Consider the following 17,640-nt stretch of genomic DNA (forward strand, 5'->3'; position numbering starts at 1 on the left):
GACCCGTTCGTTTACTCGAACGGATTACAGTGTCCATCACTATACCATCGTATGGCTACTTTGCCATCTGGTGGATAGCTCGGCTCGAGAACCGACGAAGGACGCGCCAAGCTGCGATAAGCCTCAGGGAGCTGCATGGAAGCGAAGAACTGAGGATCTCCTAATGGGAATCCCTTCACAATTGCCTTTGCGCAATAGGGAACGTCGGGAACTGAAACATCTTAGTACCGACAGGAAAAGAAAGCAAACCGCGATGTCGTTAGTAACGGCGAGTGAAGACGACACAGTCCAAACCGAAGCCCTCACGGGCAATGTGGTGTTCGGACTGACCACCATCGACCAATCATCGACGAGAAGTCTTCTGGAACGAAGCGTGATACAGGGTGACAACCCCGTATCGTCGACGAGCGGTCGTGGGTCAAATCCAGAGTAGCGGGGGTCGGATATCCCTCGTGAATGTGGCTGGCATCCTCAGCCAAGACTAAACATTCCTCGAGACCGATAGCGAACAAGTAGCGTGAGCGAACGCTGAAAAGCACTCCGAGAAGGACCGTGCAATAGAGCTTGAAATCAGGTGGCGATGGAACGACGGGGCATGAAAGGCTCCACGATAAACGACCCGGGAGCGATCCCGCAGTAGAACTCGTGGAGAGCCGATGTCGCGTCGTGCGTTTTGAAAAACGAACCAGAGAGTGTACCTATTCGGCGAGTCTAACTCGATTATCGAGGGAGGCACAGGGAAACCGATACGACCGCAGCCTCACGGCCAGGGTCACCGTCTTCAAGGGCGGGGAGCCGCGTGGGTACGACCCGAAACCGAGTGATCTACACGGGGGCAAGGTGAAGCGTGGCGAAAGCCACGTGGAGGCCTGTTAGAGTTGGTGTCCTACAATACCCTCTCGTGACCCATGTGTAGGGGTGAAAGGCCCATCGAACTCGGCAACAGCTGGTTCCGACCGAAACATGTCGAAGCATGACCTCAGCTGAGATAGTCTGTGAGGTAGAGCGACCGATTGGAAGACCCGCCTCCGAGAGGAGTCGGCCTCCCTGTCAAACTCCGAACTTACAGACGTCGTAGAAGCTGGGAGTCCGGTTTGCGGGGTAAGCCTGTGAACCGTAAGGGAGACAACCCAGAGCTGGGTTAAGGACCCAAAATGTGGACTAAGTGCAATCGAAGATAGTCTCGAGCCCTAAACAGCCGGGAGGTGAGCTTAGAAGCAGCAACCCTCTAAGAAAAGCGTAACAGCTTACCGGCCGAGGTTTGAGGCGTCGAAAATGATCGGGGCTCAAGTCCACTTCCGAGACCCGGCGGTACTCTTATAGAGTAATCCAGTAGGTCGGCACTCCGAACGGGTGGAAGCACGGGTGAGAACTCGTCGTGGACCGTTCGGTGACGAAAATTCTGGTCACAGTAGCAGCGAGAGTCGGGTGAAAACCCCGACGGCCTAATGAGCAAGGGTTCCTCGGCACTGCCAATCAGCCGAGGGTTAGCCGATCCTAAGTCCTACCGTAACTCGAATAGGACAAAAGGGTGACTGGTTAATATTCCAGTGCTATCACCACTCAAAGTCGACGCCTGGGGGTAGATCGAGCCGGACAGTCGTCCGGTCGAATCACCAAACTCCGTGGAAGCCGTCATGGCACGAAGCGGACGAACGGTGAGACAGCGCAAGTCGATCCGACCTCGGGCCCGTGAAAAGACGAGCGTGATATTCGTACCGAGATCCGACACAGGTGCTCAGGCAGAGAAAGCCAAGGCCTGTCGGGATAACCGACGTTAGGGAATTCGGCAAGTTAGTCCCGTACCTTCGGAAGAAGGGATGCCTGCCCCTCACAGGGCAGGTCGCAGTGACTCGGACGCTCCAACTGTCTAGTAACAACACAGGTGACCGCAAATCCGCAAGGACTCGTACGGTCACTGAATCCTGCCCAGTGCAGGTATCTGAACACCTCGTACAAGAGGACGAAGGACCTGTCAACGGCGGGGGTAACTATGACCCTCTTAAGGTAGCGTAGTACCTTGCCGCTTCAGTAGCGGCTTGCATGAATGGATCAATGAGAGCGTCACTGTCCCAACGTTGGACCCGGTGAACTGTACATTCCAGTGCGGAGTCTGGAGACCCCCAAGGGGAAGCGAAGACCCTATAGAGCTTTACTGCAGGCTGTCGCTGGGACGTGGTCGCTGATGTGCAGCATAGGTAGGAGTCGTTACGCAGGCACCCGCGCTAGCGGGCCGCCGAGACGCCATTGAAATACTACCCGTCAGTGACTGCGACCCTCACTCCGGGAGGAGAACACCGGTAGCCGGGCAGTTTGACTGGGGCGGTACGCGCTCGAAAAGATATCGAGCGCGCCCGAAGGTTCTCTCATTCGGGTCGGAAACCCGAAGAAGAGCGCAAGAGCAAACGAGAGCCTGACAGTGACATTCCCAACGAGTGTCGCTGACACGAAAGTGTGGTCTAGCGAACCGACGAGGCCCATAGATGGGGCCCGTCGATGACAGAAAAGCTACCTTAGGGATAACAGAGTCGTCACCGGCAAGAGCACATATCGACCCGGTGGCTTGCTACCTCGATGTCGGTTCCCTCCATCCTGCCTGTGCAGAAGCAGGCAAGGGTGAGGTTGTTCGCCTATTAAAGGAGGTCGTGAGCTGGGTTTAGACCGTCGTGAGACAGGTCGGCTGCTATCTATTGGGGGTGCGAGGTATCTGACGTGAACGATCGTATAGTACGAGAGGAACTACGATTGGTTGCCACTGGTGTACCGGTTGTCCGACAGGGCAGTTGCCGGGCAGCCACGCAACACGGGGTAAGAGCTGAACGCATCTAAGCTCGAAACCCACATGGAAAAGAGATACCATCAAGGTCACTCGTAGAAGACGAGTTCGATAGACTCGGGGTGTACGCAACGAGGCAACGAGTTGTTCAGCCCGCGAGCACTAACAGACCAGCCATCACTCATACCGCATGGGTATAGAGGTTTTCAGACGCTGCATTCGTTCGAGAACTCGAACGGGTCCAGGCGTTAACTGGATTGCACGTACATTACGGTTCAAGTAAGCCCAAGACAGTACGTCTTGCAGACCGACTTTGGAAGAAAGAACGGTTCGAGTCCGTTCGTCGGCATTAAGGCGGCCACAGCGGTGAGGCAACACCCGTACCCATCCCGAACACGGAAGTTAAGCTCACCAGCGTGAACGCAACTACTGGAGTGCGCGAGCCTCTGGAAACACGTTCTCGCCGCCTCTCCTCATACTTCATTCATCGCCCACCGAGCGACAGCACCGCTCGGTGGGCAAACTCCATTTCGAACCACATCGCTATCCTTAAGCGGCCGACGCCAGTAGAATCAGTCGCGCCAAGGTGGCAGAGTCCGGCCGAACGCAGCGGCCTGCAGAGCCGCCCACCGCCGGTTCAAATCCGGCCCTTGGCTTTGTAACCGAAAGACGGACAGTTCCGAGTACCATCTAAGATTCGAAGCGGGGAACGAGACCAAGTGCAAATTCCGCCCTTCGCCTCCTTCCGTCGACGATCACCGACAGAACTTCGACGAACGACGAGTTCGTGAAGGCGCCCGCTTCCCCGCCGCTCACCGTCCGACGGGTCAACGAAAAGTAACCGTTATACCCCGTCTCTCCTTTGCCCAAACTATGCAACGACGCGCCGCAGCTATCTCCGTCGCGTTCTTCTTGTTGGTCGGAGCGGCCTCGTACTCGCTCATCGCGACGGCCGAAGAACCGACGATACAGTTCGAGAACGCCGAACACGAACTCCAAGAGGGTGATCAGTTCACCGAAGGAGGCCAGCAGTACACGGTCACGTCGCTCGACGCACAGATGGAGGGCGGCGGTCACGGAACCGCGGCGGAGCTCTCTCGCACCGGTGAACTCCAGTGGACTAACGACTCCGCGCAGTTCTCTCAGACGTGGGAGAACAACTCTTCGGTAGAGGTCTCCAACGAGAGTTACCGAGTCGTCATCGCCAACGAGTCCGACCCCGATACCGTCACACTCCGCGAGGAACTGAACGAGACGGCGCTGCTGCAGGCCAACGAGTCGGTCGACAACGAGACCGTCACGCGTGACGGCGAGGAGTACGTCGTCTACAACGACGGCAGCGGCAACCCGACGCTCATCCCCACAGAGCAGTTCTTCCCGGAGCCGAGCAGTACGCAGTACGACGAGGGCCAGCAGTTCGACTACCAGGGTAACCAGACCACCGTCGACAACGTCACCGCCAGCGAGGCGACGCTGACGTGGACTGGGACCCAGAACAACACCGCCGAACTCGAAGACCAGGCGAACGTGACCGTCGGCGACCAGCAGTACCTCGCGTACTTCCCGAGCAACGAGACCGTCTATCTCACCCAGAACAGACAGAGCTACCAGGCACAGCAGCAAGATATCGCGACGTACGACCGCCAGATGAAGGGCCTCCAGGGCGTCACCCTCCTCTCGGGGGCGACCATCGTGCTCCTCATCGGACTGGCGTTCCTGCCGTCTCGGTACTGAACACGAGCGTCTCGACTCGTTCTCCGCTCTCCCGCACGTCGCCGTTCTTCGCTCTCCTTCGACTGTCGTCTCCGCGCCTCTTCGCTTACGCTCTTCTGTGCTCTCTCGCTCTCGCTTTCCGTACGCCTTCTGCTCGCACGTCGCTGCTCCCTCGCATTCACCGATCTCGCGCCTCTCACCGCTTCCTGCACCTCGCCGACGGTGGCCGACGACTCACGCCTCCGGACGGTGTCGAACGGCGAGTATCGGAACCGGCACCGTCCGGAGCACCCGTTCAGTTACGCTCCCGAGCAGGTAGCGGCGGAGTCCGCTGCGCCCATGCGTTCCTATCGCGATCAGGTCGATGTCGTTCTCCGTCGCGTACGTCCCGATCTCCTCGTGGGGGACGCCGTGCACTACCCCGGATTCGGCGCGGACCCCCGCTTCGCGGGCGTGTTCGACGACGACGTCGGCGTCGGCTTGGCCGCGTTGGTCGAGTCGGCGGACGAACGCGCTGTCGACGCCTCCGGCGCTGAAGAGACCACCCTCCTCGACGAGGTTCACCACCGAGAGCGCGTGCACCTCGGCGTCGAACGCCCGAGCGACCGCCACCGCGTGTTCGGCCGCGGCCTCGGCGCAGTCGCTCCCGTCGGTCGGGACGAGAATCCGTTCGTACGCCGCCGGTTCGGCGTCGTCCTCGTGGACGGCCATCACCGGACAGTCGGCTAGGCGGACGACGCGCTCGGCGACGCTCCCGAGCAGATAGCGCTGGAGGCCGGTCCGTCCGTGCGTTCCCATCACGACCAGATCGACGCGTTTCTCGTCGACGTAGGAGAGAATCGCCTCGTAGGGGGCACCCACCTGTAGCTCAGTCTCGACGCGCACCATCTGCGCACCGCCGCCGCCCACCAGTTCGTCGGCCCGTTCGGCGGCCGCTTCGAGGGTGCGTTGGCCGTACTGATAGAGCGTGTCCCGCCGCTGTACGTCGCCGTTCTCCTCCACCGGTGCGTCGTCCGGTTCGGAGTCGACGACGTACAGCACGTGCACCGCCGCGTCGGTCGCCTGCGCCATCAACAGGGCGTGTTCCAGCGCCGTCGCCGCCGCTTCGCTGCCGTCGGTCGGAACCAGTATCGTATCGTACACGGTCGGACACCGAATAGTGATATGGTAGCTATCACCATGAATTCCGACGGTCGTGGAGCCTCGGCGACGCTGGGCGACCCTCGCCAGCGGTCGGATAAAAGTGTCTCGCCGTCCAACGCGGTACCGTGCCTGACCACAACGACGACCACAACACCCGACTGTCCGCCGATGTCGACGACACACCGACGGTTCGCTGTACGCGCTGTGACCGCACGTGGGACCTCGGCTACGAGTTAGACGAACTGAACGTCGGCAACCAGTCGTTCGAGCAGTTCGCGCTCGACCACCAGCGACACACCGGCCACTTCCCGGACGACGTGACGCCGTGGGTCGTGACGTGTCGGCGCTGCCCCGATGGCGAGCAGTTCCTCTCGGAGCGACCCGCCCGCCGGTGGGCGGAGACCCACGCGAGACACACCGGCCACGCCGTCTCGCTCGACTACGACGACGAGGAGTCGGTCGTCGAACAGAAGTGAGACTCCGACGGCGACGTGACGACGGCGCTGTACGACGACCTCGGCCACTACGTCAACGACGAGCAGATGCGCGCTGTCGACGAGATGGTCGAGAGAGTCGCGGAGTTCCCCCCGTAGCGCGGGCGGTCGCGGTCAGTCGCCGGTCTGCGCGGGAGGTTCGTCGAGCACCGACGGATCGACGGCTGCGTACCGCGCGAGCGCGTCGAAATGCTGCGCGCAGAACGTCCCCCCGGACGTGATCCCCCGCGCAGGCTCGATCCGCAGGTGTTCGGCGACGAACGCCTCGGCGACCAGCGCGAGTCGCGCGTTCCCGTCCGCGAGTTCGTCGTCGGCGCGGGAGACCAGAAGCACCGCCGTCGTCACGTCGTAGATGAGGTTGGTGAGTTCCTTGGCGTGGTACTGCGCGTACTCTACGTCTTCGGTCGCGAGCGCCCCGAGCGCGGTCTGAAGCTCCTCGAACGACGCTTTCACGTCGACGACGACGCCCGCGAGCGCCGAGTGGTCGACGGCGAGCAACTCGCTGACGAAGGGAACGTAGCTGTCACGGACGGGAACTCCGCCGAGAACCGGAACTCAGGGGCCGACCGTCAGCGGTTCGCGCAGTCGCCAGATGTCTGTCTCCGGTTCGAGCCGATGGGGCTCGGCCCCTCGTTCGGCGAGGATACCAGCGTGGTACAGCATCGCCTTCAGCTGGAAGACGGTCGGTGAGTGAAAGACGTTCCCGTCCCGCAGCGCTTCGACTCGGAGACTGCCCTCCCCGTCCAGCACTCGGCGTCGCGCCTCGTCGGTTCCGCGCACGAACAGTTCCACGGTGAACGTCGGGTGCAGGACGTGCAGCCACTCGACGAGGTCGACGAGCGACGGGTCGCTGATACCGTCGTCGTGCATGGTCTGCAGTTCCTCGACCAGCAGTTGGGTCGCCGGGTACGCCCAGACGACGCGTCTGGTCATCAACCCCCCACTCGGGAGCGAGGTCGCAGAACCGCTTTCGAGACCGTCGCCAGTTGTCGAACGTCGCGAGCCCGGCGTCGACCGAGTCGTAGCGATGCAGCGCGAACCGAACCACCTCCTCGCCGAGCGGCGTGAGTTCGGTTCGGTCGGGGTGTTCCTCTATCAGCCCGAGAAACGCCGCCCCGCGCCGGGCGTCGGCCGTCGCCCCGACGACGCGCTCGGCGAGTACCTCGTCGGTGTCGTCGTTGTGGTACAGCGCGAGCGGGACGCCGAGATAGTTCTTCGGGTGGTTCAGGCCGAACGACGTGTCGGCGACACCCTGCGACGTGGCCTGGAATCGGATGGCCGTCGCGTCGTCGGACGTTCGGTTGCCGACGACGCGCGGGACCTCCAAAGGCTCGACCGCTCCGGCTGCGTCGACACCGAGGACGCCGACGTTGAGTTCACGGGCGAGCGTCCGCACAGACTGCGAAATCGCCCGAGCCGGTGCCGCGACGTACGCAGCGTTGGCCTCGTTGAGGCGGTCGTACGCCTGGACGACCCCGCGTTCGACGTCGACGCTCCCCGATTCGGTATACCCTTTCGCTTCGACGGCGATTAAGGGCGGTTGGTCCCCGAAGCGCTCGACAGCGAGTAGTTCTGACTCCAAGAGTCGAACGCCGACGAGGTCCGGGTAGCCTGACCCCACGCGAACGTGGTTGAACGGTGCGAGTCGTTCGCGTACCGTCGACGAAATCGGTTGACCCGGGAGCCACTCGTCCATCGCGAACTGCGTGTCCACGACCGAGTAGGTCTCTGGCTGGTTCGGGTCGGGAAAGAGACGACGCTTGGTGTGAGCGAGAACCTCCGGTTCCGAAAGCGATGCCGCGCTGGCCATGAGCTGTCGTCTCCCGTGGGGGGCATGAATTGATGTGGTTTCTCGTCGAAGATGTGGATTCTACCGGGCTAAACGGCCGAGTGCCGAGCGTCGAGATGTCGATGTAGACGATGTTGGTCGATTGTCGATTTCGTTCCGTCGAAACGCCAAAAACGGACTCGAGGGGAGTGAGCGAAGCGAACGGACCCGACGGGGATTGACCCAAGACGGTGACGACGTCGCCGGTTCCCCACTCCGATGCATGTCGAACCCGCGGCACCGCGGTCGAACGGTTCGTCGACCGACCATGACCACACCACTCGAACCTATCGAACCGCACCGTGCCGCAGAACTCTACCTCGGTCAGCGCGAGACCGAAGTCGCCCGCAGTACGCTTCAGGCACATCGCTCTCGACTGCGCTACTTCTGCCGCTGGTGTGATCAGGAAGGCATCGACAACATGAACGACCTGACCGGACGGAAACTCCACGAGTTCCGGCTCTGGCGGCGCGACGACGGCGACCTGAACCCCGTCAGCGAGAAGACGCAGATGCAGACGATTCGCGTCTTCATTCGCTGGTGCGAGTCCATCGAAGCCGTCGAGAACGACCTCTCAACGAAGGTCCAGTCGCCGAGCCTCGCAACAGCGGACGACGCACGCGATGTGATGCTCACAGCCGAACGGGCGACGAAAGTTCTCGCCTATCTCGAGAAGTATCAGTACGCGTCTATCGAACACGTTACCCTCGCTCTGCTCTGGCACACGATGATGCGTCGAGGGTCAGTACGCGCGCTCGACTTGGACGACTACCACTCGGACGAGCAGTACGTCGAGGTTGTCCATCGCCCAGAGACGGAGACTCCGCTGAAGAACAAGGAACGCGGCGAGCGGCTCGTCGCTCTCTCGGAACAGTTGTGCGATCTATTGGACGACTGGATCGAACGCCAACGACCGAACGTAGAAGACGAGTACGAACGAGAGCCTCTACTGGCCACAGCCAATGGTCGAATTGGGGCTAGCACTATCGCGAAGTACGTCTACCGGACTACTCGACCCTGCGTCTATACAGGTAAGTGTCCGCACGACCGTGATGTCGAGACGTGCGACGGAGCGAGCGACGAACTCCCGTCAAAGTGCCCAACCAGTGTCTCTCCGCATGCTATCCGTCGGGGTTCGATTACGCACTCCTTGGAAGAAGGAACTCCTGACAAGGTGATTAGCGATCGAGCGAACGTGAGCCAAGAAATCCTCGACAAGCACTACGACCGGCGTGACGAACGTACGAAGATGGAACAGCGACGGGCGTATATTACTGATATGTAGCGACTCTCTAATCATATTGAAACCTTGACAGTGTCACTACAGAATGTTCCAAGTGCGCGTTATTGAGGAGTCATAGGGAGGGTAAAACGCGCTCTCGCATCTCAGTGCGTCGATCGGCGCGCTGGTTACAACCGAAATCAGAAGTTCGACAAGGCGACTGTATCAGTAGCTCCTTTTAGCCATACTACCCTAAAAACGAAATCAGAATGCGTATCGAAAACTGGTCAGACTTGGGACGAGCATCCGAGATCATTGAAAATGATTTTCGGAGCGACATCCTTATGTCATCTAAATTTGAGTTACTTATATGCCAGTATGCGTCTCGTGCACTGCAAGTCTCCCATACGGAATAAGCCACTGTCGCGAGTGCAGACATGAAACTGGTTGGGTCAGCTATCCTGAAACTGGGGATTGGTGGGAACAAGATACTGCGGAACAAATCGCCGAAGAAGCCGAGTCTAGTCTCGTTACCTACGAACGACTGACGACTCAAAAGAGTGGGTTCTTCACCCGATTATTCTCTTTGGAGCCACTCGAGAAGCATCGAACATACGATAGACCAATCATCGGGTATCTCCACCCCGGAGAGATCCTTCACTACATCTTTACAGGAAATCAAAATACGGTCATCAGAGATCGCCGGGAGTCGCGGTTTATCAGAGAAGAAAATAGCAGTACGGAACTACTTACTAGTCGTAGTTATAATCCACTGGTGCTCGTCACGAACAACCGAATTCTTTCAATAAGCACTGTTGAAGGGGGTGATTCGCTTGTCGAAGCTCCAATCGAGCGGATAGTGGATATTGAGATTCAAAGTAACTACGAACCGGACTTCGAGAACGAAGAATTTGTTCACACCTATCTGCTCAGAGTAGCAACTGTCGATTCGAAGTTTGAATTTCACATTGATACGAACCACGACGAATCTGAACTCAATCGGGCAGTTCGGCTTATCTCTTCTTTAGCAGTTACCTCAGACGAGGTCGGTCCTCTGTCGGAGCTCAGTGCTGGGACAGATAAGGTAAACACAGATACCACTACTCAGGCGACTGAATCGTCAGTAATCGAAAGGGAGGAAATAGAAGCAGTTCGCCACAGTAGAGACAGTATTGATTGGGGGGAAGTGCTCCAAACAGGTATAGAAGTGGGCGTGAAATCAGTCTCCGTTGCGAAGTATGCGCCGTACTCAACACCACTCTTGGTTGGTGGTGCATCGCTGGGAGGTGCATTATTGAATGCTCATGGTCAGGTTACTGGGAAAAGTCGATCTGTTGATCCTGATGTCCTGATGGAGAGAGGGCTTAGTGGAGCAGATTTTGCAGAGCAGTATGAGATACCAGGTATTCAGGAGAAGCAGTTTGGTGGTACAGTAGGTGCCTCGCGTTATATCGCAGAGCAACTTACTCCAGAAAAGTACAACCACTGGGTTCTTCGAACGAATCCTGAGACAATCATAAAAGGTGCGAAAGCTGGATCTAATCTTGCAAGTCACTCTGAATCACCCCTCTCTCCGAAGTCCGGAGCGATAGCAGGTGCGTGTGCTGGGCTTGCTTACAGCTACACTCCGCAAGACTCACCACTAAGAGAAATCGACCCAAAACATCTATTTGAGGGAATTGAACTGGAAGAAGATACTACTTCCATCGATAGAATTTAGAGCCCATTCGTTTTGGGACCAGATAACTCGTCCATGCCGTATTTTTAGCCATCGGGGATGCGAACGTATTATCCTAAACAATTATCATGTCGTACTAGGATGAACGATGAAACATGGGAGATTTAGACGAAGATCTTGAGAAGTCTGCCGACGCCTCACTTGATGAGATGATGAAGCATCTTGATGCAGCGAAGGCGCGACGAAAGAAGCGAGCGGTGAGGAAACAGCGACGGAAACGAGAACGTCGCAAGTACTCGGGTCTGGCATTCAAGGTTCGACAGCACCACAACGTCGCGGTCCTAACCAAGAACTACGAGGATCGCCTAGATGAACTTGTAAAGTACGATGCGATCACCCATCGGCACCCAAAAGAATGGACCGCTGCTAATCAGCTATCGAGGCTCACGGACAACTCCCTATCTACTATCGGACTGGAGACGTAGTGACCCATACCGGGATTATCACCGATCTCATTCTCAACCCTGACCCGATGTCGGCAGAAGCCGAGAAGTTTCGGAATCACATCAGCAAACAAGACACGTACAGCGAACATAGTGCCGAGTTGGATAAAACTACATACCTCGTCAAGCAAGGCCAGAAACTCGATGAGCCGTTCCCAATGACAGACCTCATAAAAATAAGCGATAACGAGCCAATCAACCCGGGTTTCTGGCGGAGTGCACCAGCATACGTATTTCACCGTGACCGAGACTTCGACCAGTAATTGAGATCCTGGCTCGTATGGTAGCGAATTGAGTTCTGCTAATCGTTGCATTGGTCGTCTGCACCGAAGGAGTCCTACTCACCTCGTGACCGATACGTACCTTATTTTATCAGTATAGGGAACACCACCGCCTTCGAAGTGAAGGGGGTGTTGTCGAAATGAGGACTCCATTATCGATATGAAATCGACACACTAGCTGCGAGGCAGGAGATGACTATTATCACCACTGAAGGCCGCCCAGAACTCTACAGTATGACCTGAGTCAATTGACGTCATTTTTTCCCCGAATTCAGCAACTTCACGAAGTACAGAGACATTTCATCAGATCTATGAACTCAAACCATCCTGCTGCCTTCTATGTATTACAGCAGGTCTTTGTCTCGGAAATACAGGTGGAGGCCAAGCGGTTCATCACCATCCATCCACTCGATATCAATTGTGTGGCCATCTACATCAACAGCAGTGAGAAGTATTGAGCTCCACCAGTTTTCCACAAGTGCGTGGTAATCTCGTGCGACTTCTTCTTCGAACTCCTCATCACTCACATCATCGGGCAGCTGCAACTCAACTTCATGCCGTGTCTCCACGGGCGACGGACGATTCTCAACCCTCTCAACAAACTTTGAGATAGGAATGTAGCGGTCGGGGACCTCGAGCGCGTACTGACTCTGAAACTTGATGCTTCCTCTCTGTCGACCAGTTACCCCTTCGGCCTCGATGTACACGGGTTCAGGATTGCTGGATAGGCACGCATAATATCCGCGTCGGAACTCGTCAAAGTCGATAACGATGGTTTCGAGGTGTTGGTAGGTCATTAGGCAAAGCTGATTCGGAGGTCATCATACGCTTATCTATTTTCACCTCTGTCACCTGCGCTTTAGAGGGCGTAACTCGGTTATCTCATCCTTTGTTCTCGCTTTTGAGAATCGTCTAATTCATGGGGTAATGCGAGCGATGGAGGCTAACCGACCGATTAACACTGAACCCCTCTCCATGCACATATGGGGAAACCATTAAGTGATGGGTCTGTGTACGCATGAAATAGAGTCAATGTCTGAAGAACGAGAGCGGGCGAGCATTACACTGCCCACGTCGCTGAAAGAGAGGATCAAGGAGGATGGAAACATGTCTGAGACGATTGAGGAGGCGCTCGAACGGTACTTTGAGACATCGACTATCCACTATGTGAATACAAATGCCCAGTACGTGCCCGAAGGCGGGACGAAAATCTACTCCAATGGAGTCGTCGCGACGTACGGTGCCAAACGGTTTGGAGAATCGCTCCGCGAACTAAAGCCAGGTGATGGTGTCGTCTCATACGTAAGTGACTCATCGGTCAAGTACGACGGTGGGGCACGGGCCTTTGGCGTCGTACAAGCTCCGTGGAGCGGCTCGAGAGTTCCTGCTGAGGAGAACCTGTACAACCCTGGAGAGGAGGAGTCTCGAGAGTACCACGTCCCTGTGAAGTGGCTCGGGGTGCTCGGAGAGGAGTCAACGGTCAGCCCGAAAGACATCCGCACCATTACGGGGCGAAAAACACCACAGCGAACGCTGGAGACTCCCGGAGATGAGTATCAGCACGGAATGCAACTGCTCGCGGAGGTCATTCTCGGGAGGACGATCCTTGCTGACCTGTTCCGAATCGAGTGAACACTATCAACCAGATACAATATATGCCATCCAGACCAACCTATCCGCCTGAAGAGCAGATCATAATCGAGAGCGCCGCCCTGACCGCACGGACGCAGTTCTTCCACCACTGCTCCGGCTCAGCGCTTCCCGTACGCGATATCCCTGGTCGTGGGAAGACCGAACCGAACATCGAGTACGGCGCTGAGCAAGGCCTCAACACCGATGGTGAGATCATCGCCGCAGAGAACTATCACCACAGCTGCGTGCCACAAGCGATTGCATCCTTCCTCACCTCCGATGAGCAGTTCCTTGTGCTCATCACGAACCCCGATCAGCTGTCTGGCGGAAAGCAGATTGTTGGGTACATTGAGAAGAGAGACTACCTAGACATGGGCGACCGATACGCGGTGACCGGCCCCGTGAAGCTGTACGGCCTCGCAGATGCAATCCCGGTGAATGAGGTCGGAGTCAACCCCCGTAGTGAGGCGAAACTTGGAGAAGCCGAGATGGAGACTATCCTCGATCACTTTGCCGGTTGTGAGGAGGCAACTGAGGAATGCCTTGAGGAGACGCTCCGGCTCAAAGAGAAGCATTCAGATACACCATCTACTGATGGTTGTGGATGCAGTTGTGACTCCGGCTTCGTCGAAGACGATACTAGCGGTTGTTGAGCTGGGGGTGTGTTTTCCAAGTGTGACAACCTGCCGACGTGGCTCTGAAGTCACTCGAAGTAGCTGTGAGCCTGACCGATGTCGGCATATACATCACTGGCCATTTTACACGAAGTAGCGACTCTAGCTGTCAGCGACCGTTAAAAGGCAATATGGGCAACCCAAAGACGGTCAAGTACCGCTGTTGAGACGAATTAGTACCAGACAGGGTAATCAATCCAACTTATCAATCTACACTGTTCAGTTTTCCTATGGAGACGACATACGAGGATCTTGGGGAAGATGGTCAGTATGAAATTATTGTCCGTGTTCGTGATTACTCGCGGGCAAAAAAAGAGAACCGTGCATTTGAATTGAGCATAGAAGACTCCAATGGGACGCGGTTCCCCTTCATTGTCTGGGAGAAATCAAAGAAAGGCAGGAACTATAACTGGCAGAAAGGATGTTGGTATCGCCTCAGTGGAGTTTCGGTGAACGAGTGGCCGTCTGGGAAAGTGCTTCATGGAACCTCCGCTCTCAGAATCAAAAATCTCGGAACCCGACAGGGTAAAGACCGAGTCGATCTTCTCTATATGACCGACAGCCATCTCGGGAAGACCACTCACAGCTACAATGGACAAACTTGGTCAGTGTCACCCGACGAGGGATTCGGTGCTGCAATTGAATACGCAATTCAGAAGAACGTAAGCGCAGTTGTTCACGGGGGCGATCTGTTTCACAACCCCGGGAGCGGGATTGATGAGGAAGAGATCGCCGTTTGTCGTGAAAACTTGACCAAGTTAGCAGAACATGATATTCCACTCTACTTCATCTACGGGAATCATGAACGTCAAGCTGGCCGACGGATTATGGAAAGATTCGTCGATGATGGGCTGGCTGTGCATCTGGGCCCCCGTTACGAAGTAATCGGAGACGCAATCGCCCTCTACGGTATCGACTACCGATCAAACTGGGATAATTTTGTTCTTGATTTTGAAGGTTTGACAAAGAGCCTGCCAACCATCCTCTGTATCCACCAGTCATTAGCACCATTCACAGCTAGTAGCAATCCCGAGTATTCACTCAGTAGGCTTCAAGAGACCTCAAATATCCCATTTGATTTGGTACTAGTCGGGCATACTCACTCCCGTTCAGAGCATCAGCTTGGCGAGTGTCGAGGGCTGTCTGGAGGAGCAACGGCACGGGTTGGTGAATCCAGAGACGAACTTCAACCGAGCGCCGAGCTAGTCACCATAGAAGGGGAACAAACGACGTTGCAGCGGAAATATCTCTGATCCGGGGCGGAAGCTACGAACTCGAAGTGACGAAGGGGAAAGATACGACCGGCGAGTACGAAGGCGGGAAGCAACGCGAGACATGGATGACCCCCGAACAGTCGGTTCTGTGCCATCATGGACGGAAAGTTCGACCGCGTGAAGAGGTACGACCGAGACTGGAGTGGAGGAATCTGTGCCGAGTGGGGATTCTGCCACCTACGATCGAGGTGCGACGTCGTCGTTCAGCGTCGTCCCCATGTGAACGGGCTCGAACTCCTCACCGATGTCGGCGTAGTAGACAGCGAAGTTCGCTTCGAGGTCCGTGACGAGGTAGTGTTCGATCACATCGGTGAGGGTAGCCCGACGATCGTCGTCGCCTTCGTCGACAGCTTTGAGGTATGCAGGGCCGAGTTCTCTCCCGAACCTCTTGCTCGTCACCTCTGACCCCTGCCACACAGTCGACGCCGGTTTCCAGCCGTAAGATTCGACGCACTCCTCTAAGCTTGGCCACTTCTGGTTCCTTCGACTGGCCTCTGTCTTCCGGTCCTCGAACAGGTCGATGTGGGTGTCTTCCGTGTGTAGTGAGGTCTCGTGGTAGTCCTCGCCGGTTATGGAGAGTCGCTCAACGAGAAAGTCGATGTCGAAACCCCTGCCGTTGTAGGATACGAGCCCGTCTGCGCCGAATTCGTCGAGACGGCGAAACGCTCGTTTGATCATCTCTCCCTCCGTCTCCCCGTCTCGGTGGTACATCTCGTAAGTCGCCTCACTCCCGGCACTCTCTCGGTCGTGGACGCCGATCCCGATTGAGACAGTCTCGCCCTGCTCGGGATCGTAGTGAGTCGTTTCGATGTCGATGGTCGCAACGCGCTCGAACCCGTCGTCTTCCCTCGAATATTCCATAGACGGATATCAGATGAACACACTATCAATTTTATTAAACAGATACTATCAGTAGCCTGCTTAAGTCGTGCAGAATACTCTCGTCGGTGAGAGAGATCCGTTATTGACGAAACCACGAATCACGCGCCAACACCGGAACGCGAAATCGTCGCTCTAACGGTCGACAGAGTCGCGGACCTCGTCCAGTACGAAGTCCTTCAGCATGTCCTGCCACATCGAGGCCAACCGCCGCTTCTCGGCGTGACTCCGTTCGTCGTAGTGTTTCTTCAGTACCTCGGGCGAGACGTCGTACATCTCGGAGATCATCTGTGGGAACGAACCCTCGTTGAGTTGCCACGTGAGCCGTCCACGCCGAATCGGGTGCGGCGAGACGCTGTCGGGACACTTCGACGCCCGGTCGTTCGTTTGGGCAGCCTCGCACTCGCTGACGTCACGGTCGAACGGACACTCGCCGGTAATCGCGCACGGACGCGACCACATGTACGCGTACTTCCGGATCGTCGAACCCGAGAGACGACCATGCTTAGTTGCGAACAGCGGCTCACGACCGTAGTCGTCGGTCACGTCAGGACGGTGGTGTTTGACGAAGTCGTCAATGACCTCTCGAACTTCCTCGTCCACTTCGACGTCACGCTCGCTGTTGTTTCCGTTCTTGAGACGAGTCCGTGTCTCTTCGCGGTTGCGGAACTTGATGACTGCCTTCCCCGTTTCCTCGTCCGGGACATAGTCATCGAAGTCGAGTGCTCGAAGTCCGCTGATACGGCACCCCGTCTTCCCGAGAACGAGCCACGCGCAGTGTTGTAACGTGGCGTACTCGAACTTCTCGAGGTACGAGAGAATCTCGTCGACCGTGTGCTGGCGGATGATTGTGTCCCTGCTCTCGTCTTCGGGATTGACCGTTGGGATGGGGACCTTCTTGGCGAGGTTCTCCGTCACCCACTCTGTCCTCTCGCAGTAGCGGAGGAACTTGCGCAGAGTCTTCATCTGAGTCTCTTCGGTGGTCACCTTCCAGCCGGATTCTGCGCGCCGCCAGTCGCGGAAGTCCTTGACAAGTTGGCCGTCGAGTTCGTGGAGGGAGGTGACGCGACGGGTACCGTCGTCGCCTTCTTGGCGGCACCAGTCGACGAAGAAGCCCAGCCTCGACTTGTGGTTGTCGTACGTCCCCTGCGAACTCTCTCGCTTCAGGTCCGCGAGATACTCGTCGACGGCCTCTTCGGGCTTCTTGTCGTTCAGCGACTCGCGGACACCGAAGTCGAGTCCCTCGAAACCATCGTCGATTCCGGCGAGACCTTCTTTCATCGCTTGCTGGACGATACGTTTCAAGACTTCTTCGTCGTCGATGGGAGAGCCAACGCTACTCATCTGCCGTCACCTCTCGGTTCGACGTGAGGAGCGGGCAGCCGGGCAATTGGTCAGCGGGCGGGCGTTCAGTGAGATGTATCTGTTCGTTCATGTTTGTAGGTGGTTGTCACTCTTTTTCGATCGGGAACCGGGGGCCTGTCATGCACGTGCCCTGTCCGTCGGTGTCCAGGGGGATCTTCGCGCTCGCGCCCGGTTTTCA

The 17,640-nt window shown here is 57.0% G+C and carries 14 protein-coding genes, 1 tRNA gene, 2 rRNA genes and 1 pseudogene; 12 read left to right on the forward strand and 6 right to left on the reverse strand.

The window, feature by feature from the left end:
- Positions 1 to 46 precede the first annotated feature (46 nt).
- The 4 genes from LAQ74_RS15670 (at position 47) to LAQ74_RS15685 (ending at position 4,510) form a co-directional block, all read left to right on the forward strand.
- Positions 47 to 2,962, forward strand: a 23S ribosomal RNA gene (locus LAQ74_RS15670).
- A gap of 164 nt (positions 2,963 to 3,126) precedes the next feature.
- Positions 3,127 to 3,248 (forward strand): 5S ribosomal RNA (rrf, locus tag LAQ74_RS15675).
- Between the two features lie 108 nt (positions 3,249 to 3,356).
- Positions 3,357 to 3,432 (forward strand) — tRNA-Cys (locus LAQ74_RS15680).
- A gap of 217 nt (positions 3,433 to 3,649) precedes the next feature.
- Complete coding sequence (locus LAQ74_RS15685; protein WP_224333493.1) at positions 3,650 to 4,510, forward strand: hypothetical protein; 861 nt, start codon at positions 3,650 to 3,652, stop codon at positions 4,508 to 4,510.
- Positions 4,511 to 4,723: 213 nt separating this feature from the next.
- Here LAQ74_RS15685 and LAQ74_RS15690 read toward each other — a convergent pair whose 3' ends face one another.
- Complete coding sequence (locus LAQ74_RS15690; RefSeq protein WP_224333494.1) at positions 4,724 to 5,632, reverse strand: universal stress protein; 909 nt, start codon at positions 5,630 to 5,632, stop codon at positions 4,724 to 4,726.
- A 125-nt stretch (positions 5,633 to 5,757) separates the two neighbouring features.
- On the opposite strand from LAQ74_RS15690, the gene LAQ74_RS15695 reads away from it, so the two are divergent.
- The gene (locus tag LAQ74_RS15695; RefSeq protein WP_224333495.1) at positions 5,758 to 6,108 is read left to right on the forward strand and encodes a DUF8062 family protein; all 351 of its coding nucleotides are present in this window, start codon (positions 5,758 to 5,760) and stop codon (positions 6,106 to 6,108) included.
- A 132-nt stretch (positions 6,109 to 6,240) separates the two neighbouring features.
- On the opposite strand, the gene LAQ74_RS15700 is transcribed toward LAQ74_RS15695, so the two are convergent.
- Complete coding sequence (locus LAQ74_RS15700) at positions 6,241 to 6,624, reverse strand: hypothetical protein (protein ID WP_224333497.1); 384 nt, start codon at positions 6,622 to 6,624, stop codon at positions 6,241 to 6,243.
- 57 nt (positions 6,625 to 6,681) lie between these two features.
- Positions 6,682 to 7,936 (reverse strand): annotated as a pseudogene (locus LAQ74_RS20670) (hypothetical protein).
- 286 nt (positions 7,937 to 8,222) lie between these two features.
- On the opposite strand from LAQ74_RS20670, the gene LAQ74_RS15715 reads away from it, so the two are divergent.
- From LAQ74_RS15715 to LAQ74_RS15730, 4 genes are all read left to right on the forward strand, one after another.
- Positions 8,223 to 9,239, forward strand: a complete 1,017-nt coding sequence (locus LAQ74_RS15715; protein ID WP_224333502.1) for a tyrosine-type recombinase/integrase — start codon at positions 8,223 to 8,225, stop codon at positions 9,237 to 9,239.
- Between the two features lie 712 nt (positions 9,240 to 9,951).
- Positions 9,952 to 10,896: a hypothetical protein gene (locus LAQ74_RS15720; RefSeq protein WP_224333503.1), complete on the forward strand. Its 945-nt coding sequence runs from the start codon at positions 9,952 to 9,954 to the stop codon at positions 10,894 to 10,896.
- 113 nt (positions 10,897 to 11,009) lie between these two features.
- Positions 11,010 to 11,339 (forward strand): hypothetical protein, encoded by a 330-nt coding sequence (locus LAQ74_RS15725; RefSeq protein ID WP_224333504.1) that lies wholly within the window; start codon positions 11,010 to 11,012, stop codon positions 11,337 to 11,339.
- Complete coding sequence (locus LAQ74_RS15730) at positions 11,339 to 11,620, forward strand: hypothetical protein (protein ID WP_224333505.1); 282 nt, start codon at positions 11,339 to 11,341, stop codon at positions 11,618 to 11,620. Before LAQ74_RS15725 ends, LAQ74_RS15730 begins: the two co-directional genes overlap by 1 nt.
- Before the next feature lie 362 nt (positions 11,621 to 11,982).
- On the opposite strand, the gene LAQ74_RS15735 is transcribed toward LAQ74_RS15730, so the two are convergent.
- Positions 11,983 to 12,435 carry a hypothetical protein gene (locus LAQ74_RS15735; RefSeq protein ID WP_224333506.1) on the reverse strand — a complete coding sequence of 151 codons (453 nt, stop codon included), beginning with the start codon at positions 12,433 to 12,435 and terminating at the stop codon, positions 11,983 to 11,985.
- 235 nt (positions 12,436 to 12,670) lie between these two features.
- Here LAQ74_RS15735 and LAQ74_RS15740 point away from each other — a divergent pair, with 235 nt between their 5' ends.
- The 3 genes from LAQ74_RS15740 to LAQ74_RS15750 all read left to right on the forward strand — a co-directional run bounded on the left by LAQ74_RS15740 (position 12,671) and on the right by LAQ74_RS15750 (position 15,197).
- Positions 12,671 to 13,270 carry a hypothetical protein gene (locus LAQ74_RS15740; protein WP_224333507.1) on the forward strand — a complete coding sequence of 200 codons (600 nt, stop codon included), beginning with the start codon at positions 12,671 to 12,673 and terminating at the stop codon, positions 13,268 to 13,270.
- A complete protein-coding gene (locus tag LAQ74_RS15745; RefSeq protein ID WP_224333508.1) occupies positions 13,267 to 13,923 on the forward strand; it encodes a hypothetical protein in 657 nt (218 codons plus the stop codon). Before LAQ74_RS15740 ends, LAQ74_RS15745 begins: the two co-directional genes overlap by 4 nt.
- 251 nt (positions 13,924 to 14,174) lie before the next feature.
- Entirely contained in the window at positions 14,175 to 15,197 is a 1,023-nt protein-coding gene (locus LAQ74_RS15750) for a metallophosphoesterase family protein (protein WP_224333509.1), read from the forward strand.
- Between the two features lie 198 nt (positions 15,198 to 15,395).
- Here the strand turns inward: LAQ74_RS15750 and LAQ74_RS15755 are convergent, their stop codons facing one another.
- Entirely contained in the window at positions 15,396 to 16,079 is a 684-nt protein-coding gene (locus LAQ74_RS15755) for a ribonuclease H-like domain-containing protein (RefSeq protein ID WP_224333510.1), read from the reverse strand.
- Between the two features lie 153 nt (positions 16,080 to 16,232).
- Positions 16,233 to 17,441: a tyrosine-type recombinase/integrase gene (locus LAQ74_RS15760; protein ID WP_224333511.1), complete on the reverse strand. Its 1,209-nt coding sequence runs from the start codon at positions 17,439 to 17,441 to the stop codon at positions 16,233 to 16,235.
- Positions 17,442 to 17,640: the final 199 nt, after the last annotated feature.

It is taken from the genome of Haloprofundus halobius, assembly GCF_020097835.1.
Taxonomy (GTDB): domain Archaea; phylum Halobacteriota; class Halobacteria; order Halobacteriales; family Haloferacaceae; genus Haloprofundus; species Haloprofundus halobius.

Coding starts and splice junctions, on each gene's coding strand:
- LAQ74_RS15740 (WP_224333507.1), top strand. CDS start 12,671: ATGTCTGAAGAACGAGAGCGGGCGAGCATTACACTGCCCACGTCGCTG.
- LAQ74_RS15755 (WP_224333510.1), bottom strand. CDS start 16,079: ATGGAATATTCGAGGGAAGACGACGGGTTCGAGCGCGTTGCGACCATC.
- LAQ74_RS15760 (WP_224333511.1), bottom strand. CDS start 17,441: ATGAGTAGCGTTGGCTCTCCCATCGACGACGAAGAAGTCTTGAAACGT.
- LAQ74_RS15750 (WP_224333509.1), top strand. CDS start 14,175: ATGGAGACGACATACGAGGATCTTGGGGAAGATGGTCAGTATGAAATT.
- LAQ74_RS15685 (WP_224333493.1), top strand. CDS start 3,650: ATGCAACGACGCGCCGCAGCTATCTCCGTCGCGTTCTTCTTGTTGGTC.
- LAQ74_RS15725 (WP_224333504.1), top strand. CDS start 11,010: ATGGGAGATTTAGACGAAGATCTTGAGAAGTCTGCCGACGCCTCACTT.
- LAQ74_RS15735 (WP_224333506.1), bottom strand. CDS start 12,435: ATGACCTACCAACACCTCGAAACCATCGTTATCGACTTTGACGAGTTC.
- LAQ74_RS15715 (WP_224333502.1), top strand. CDS start 8,223: ATGACCACACCACTCGAACCTATCGAACCGCACCGTGCCGCAGAACTC.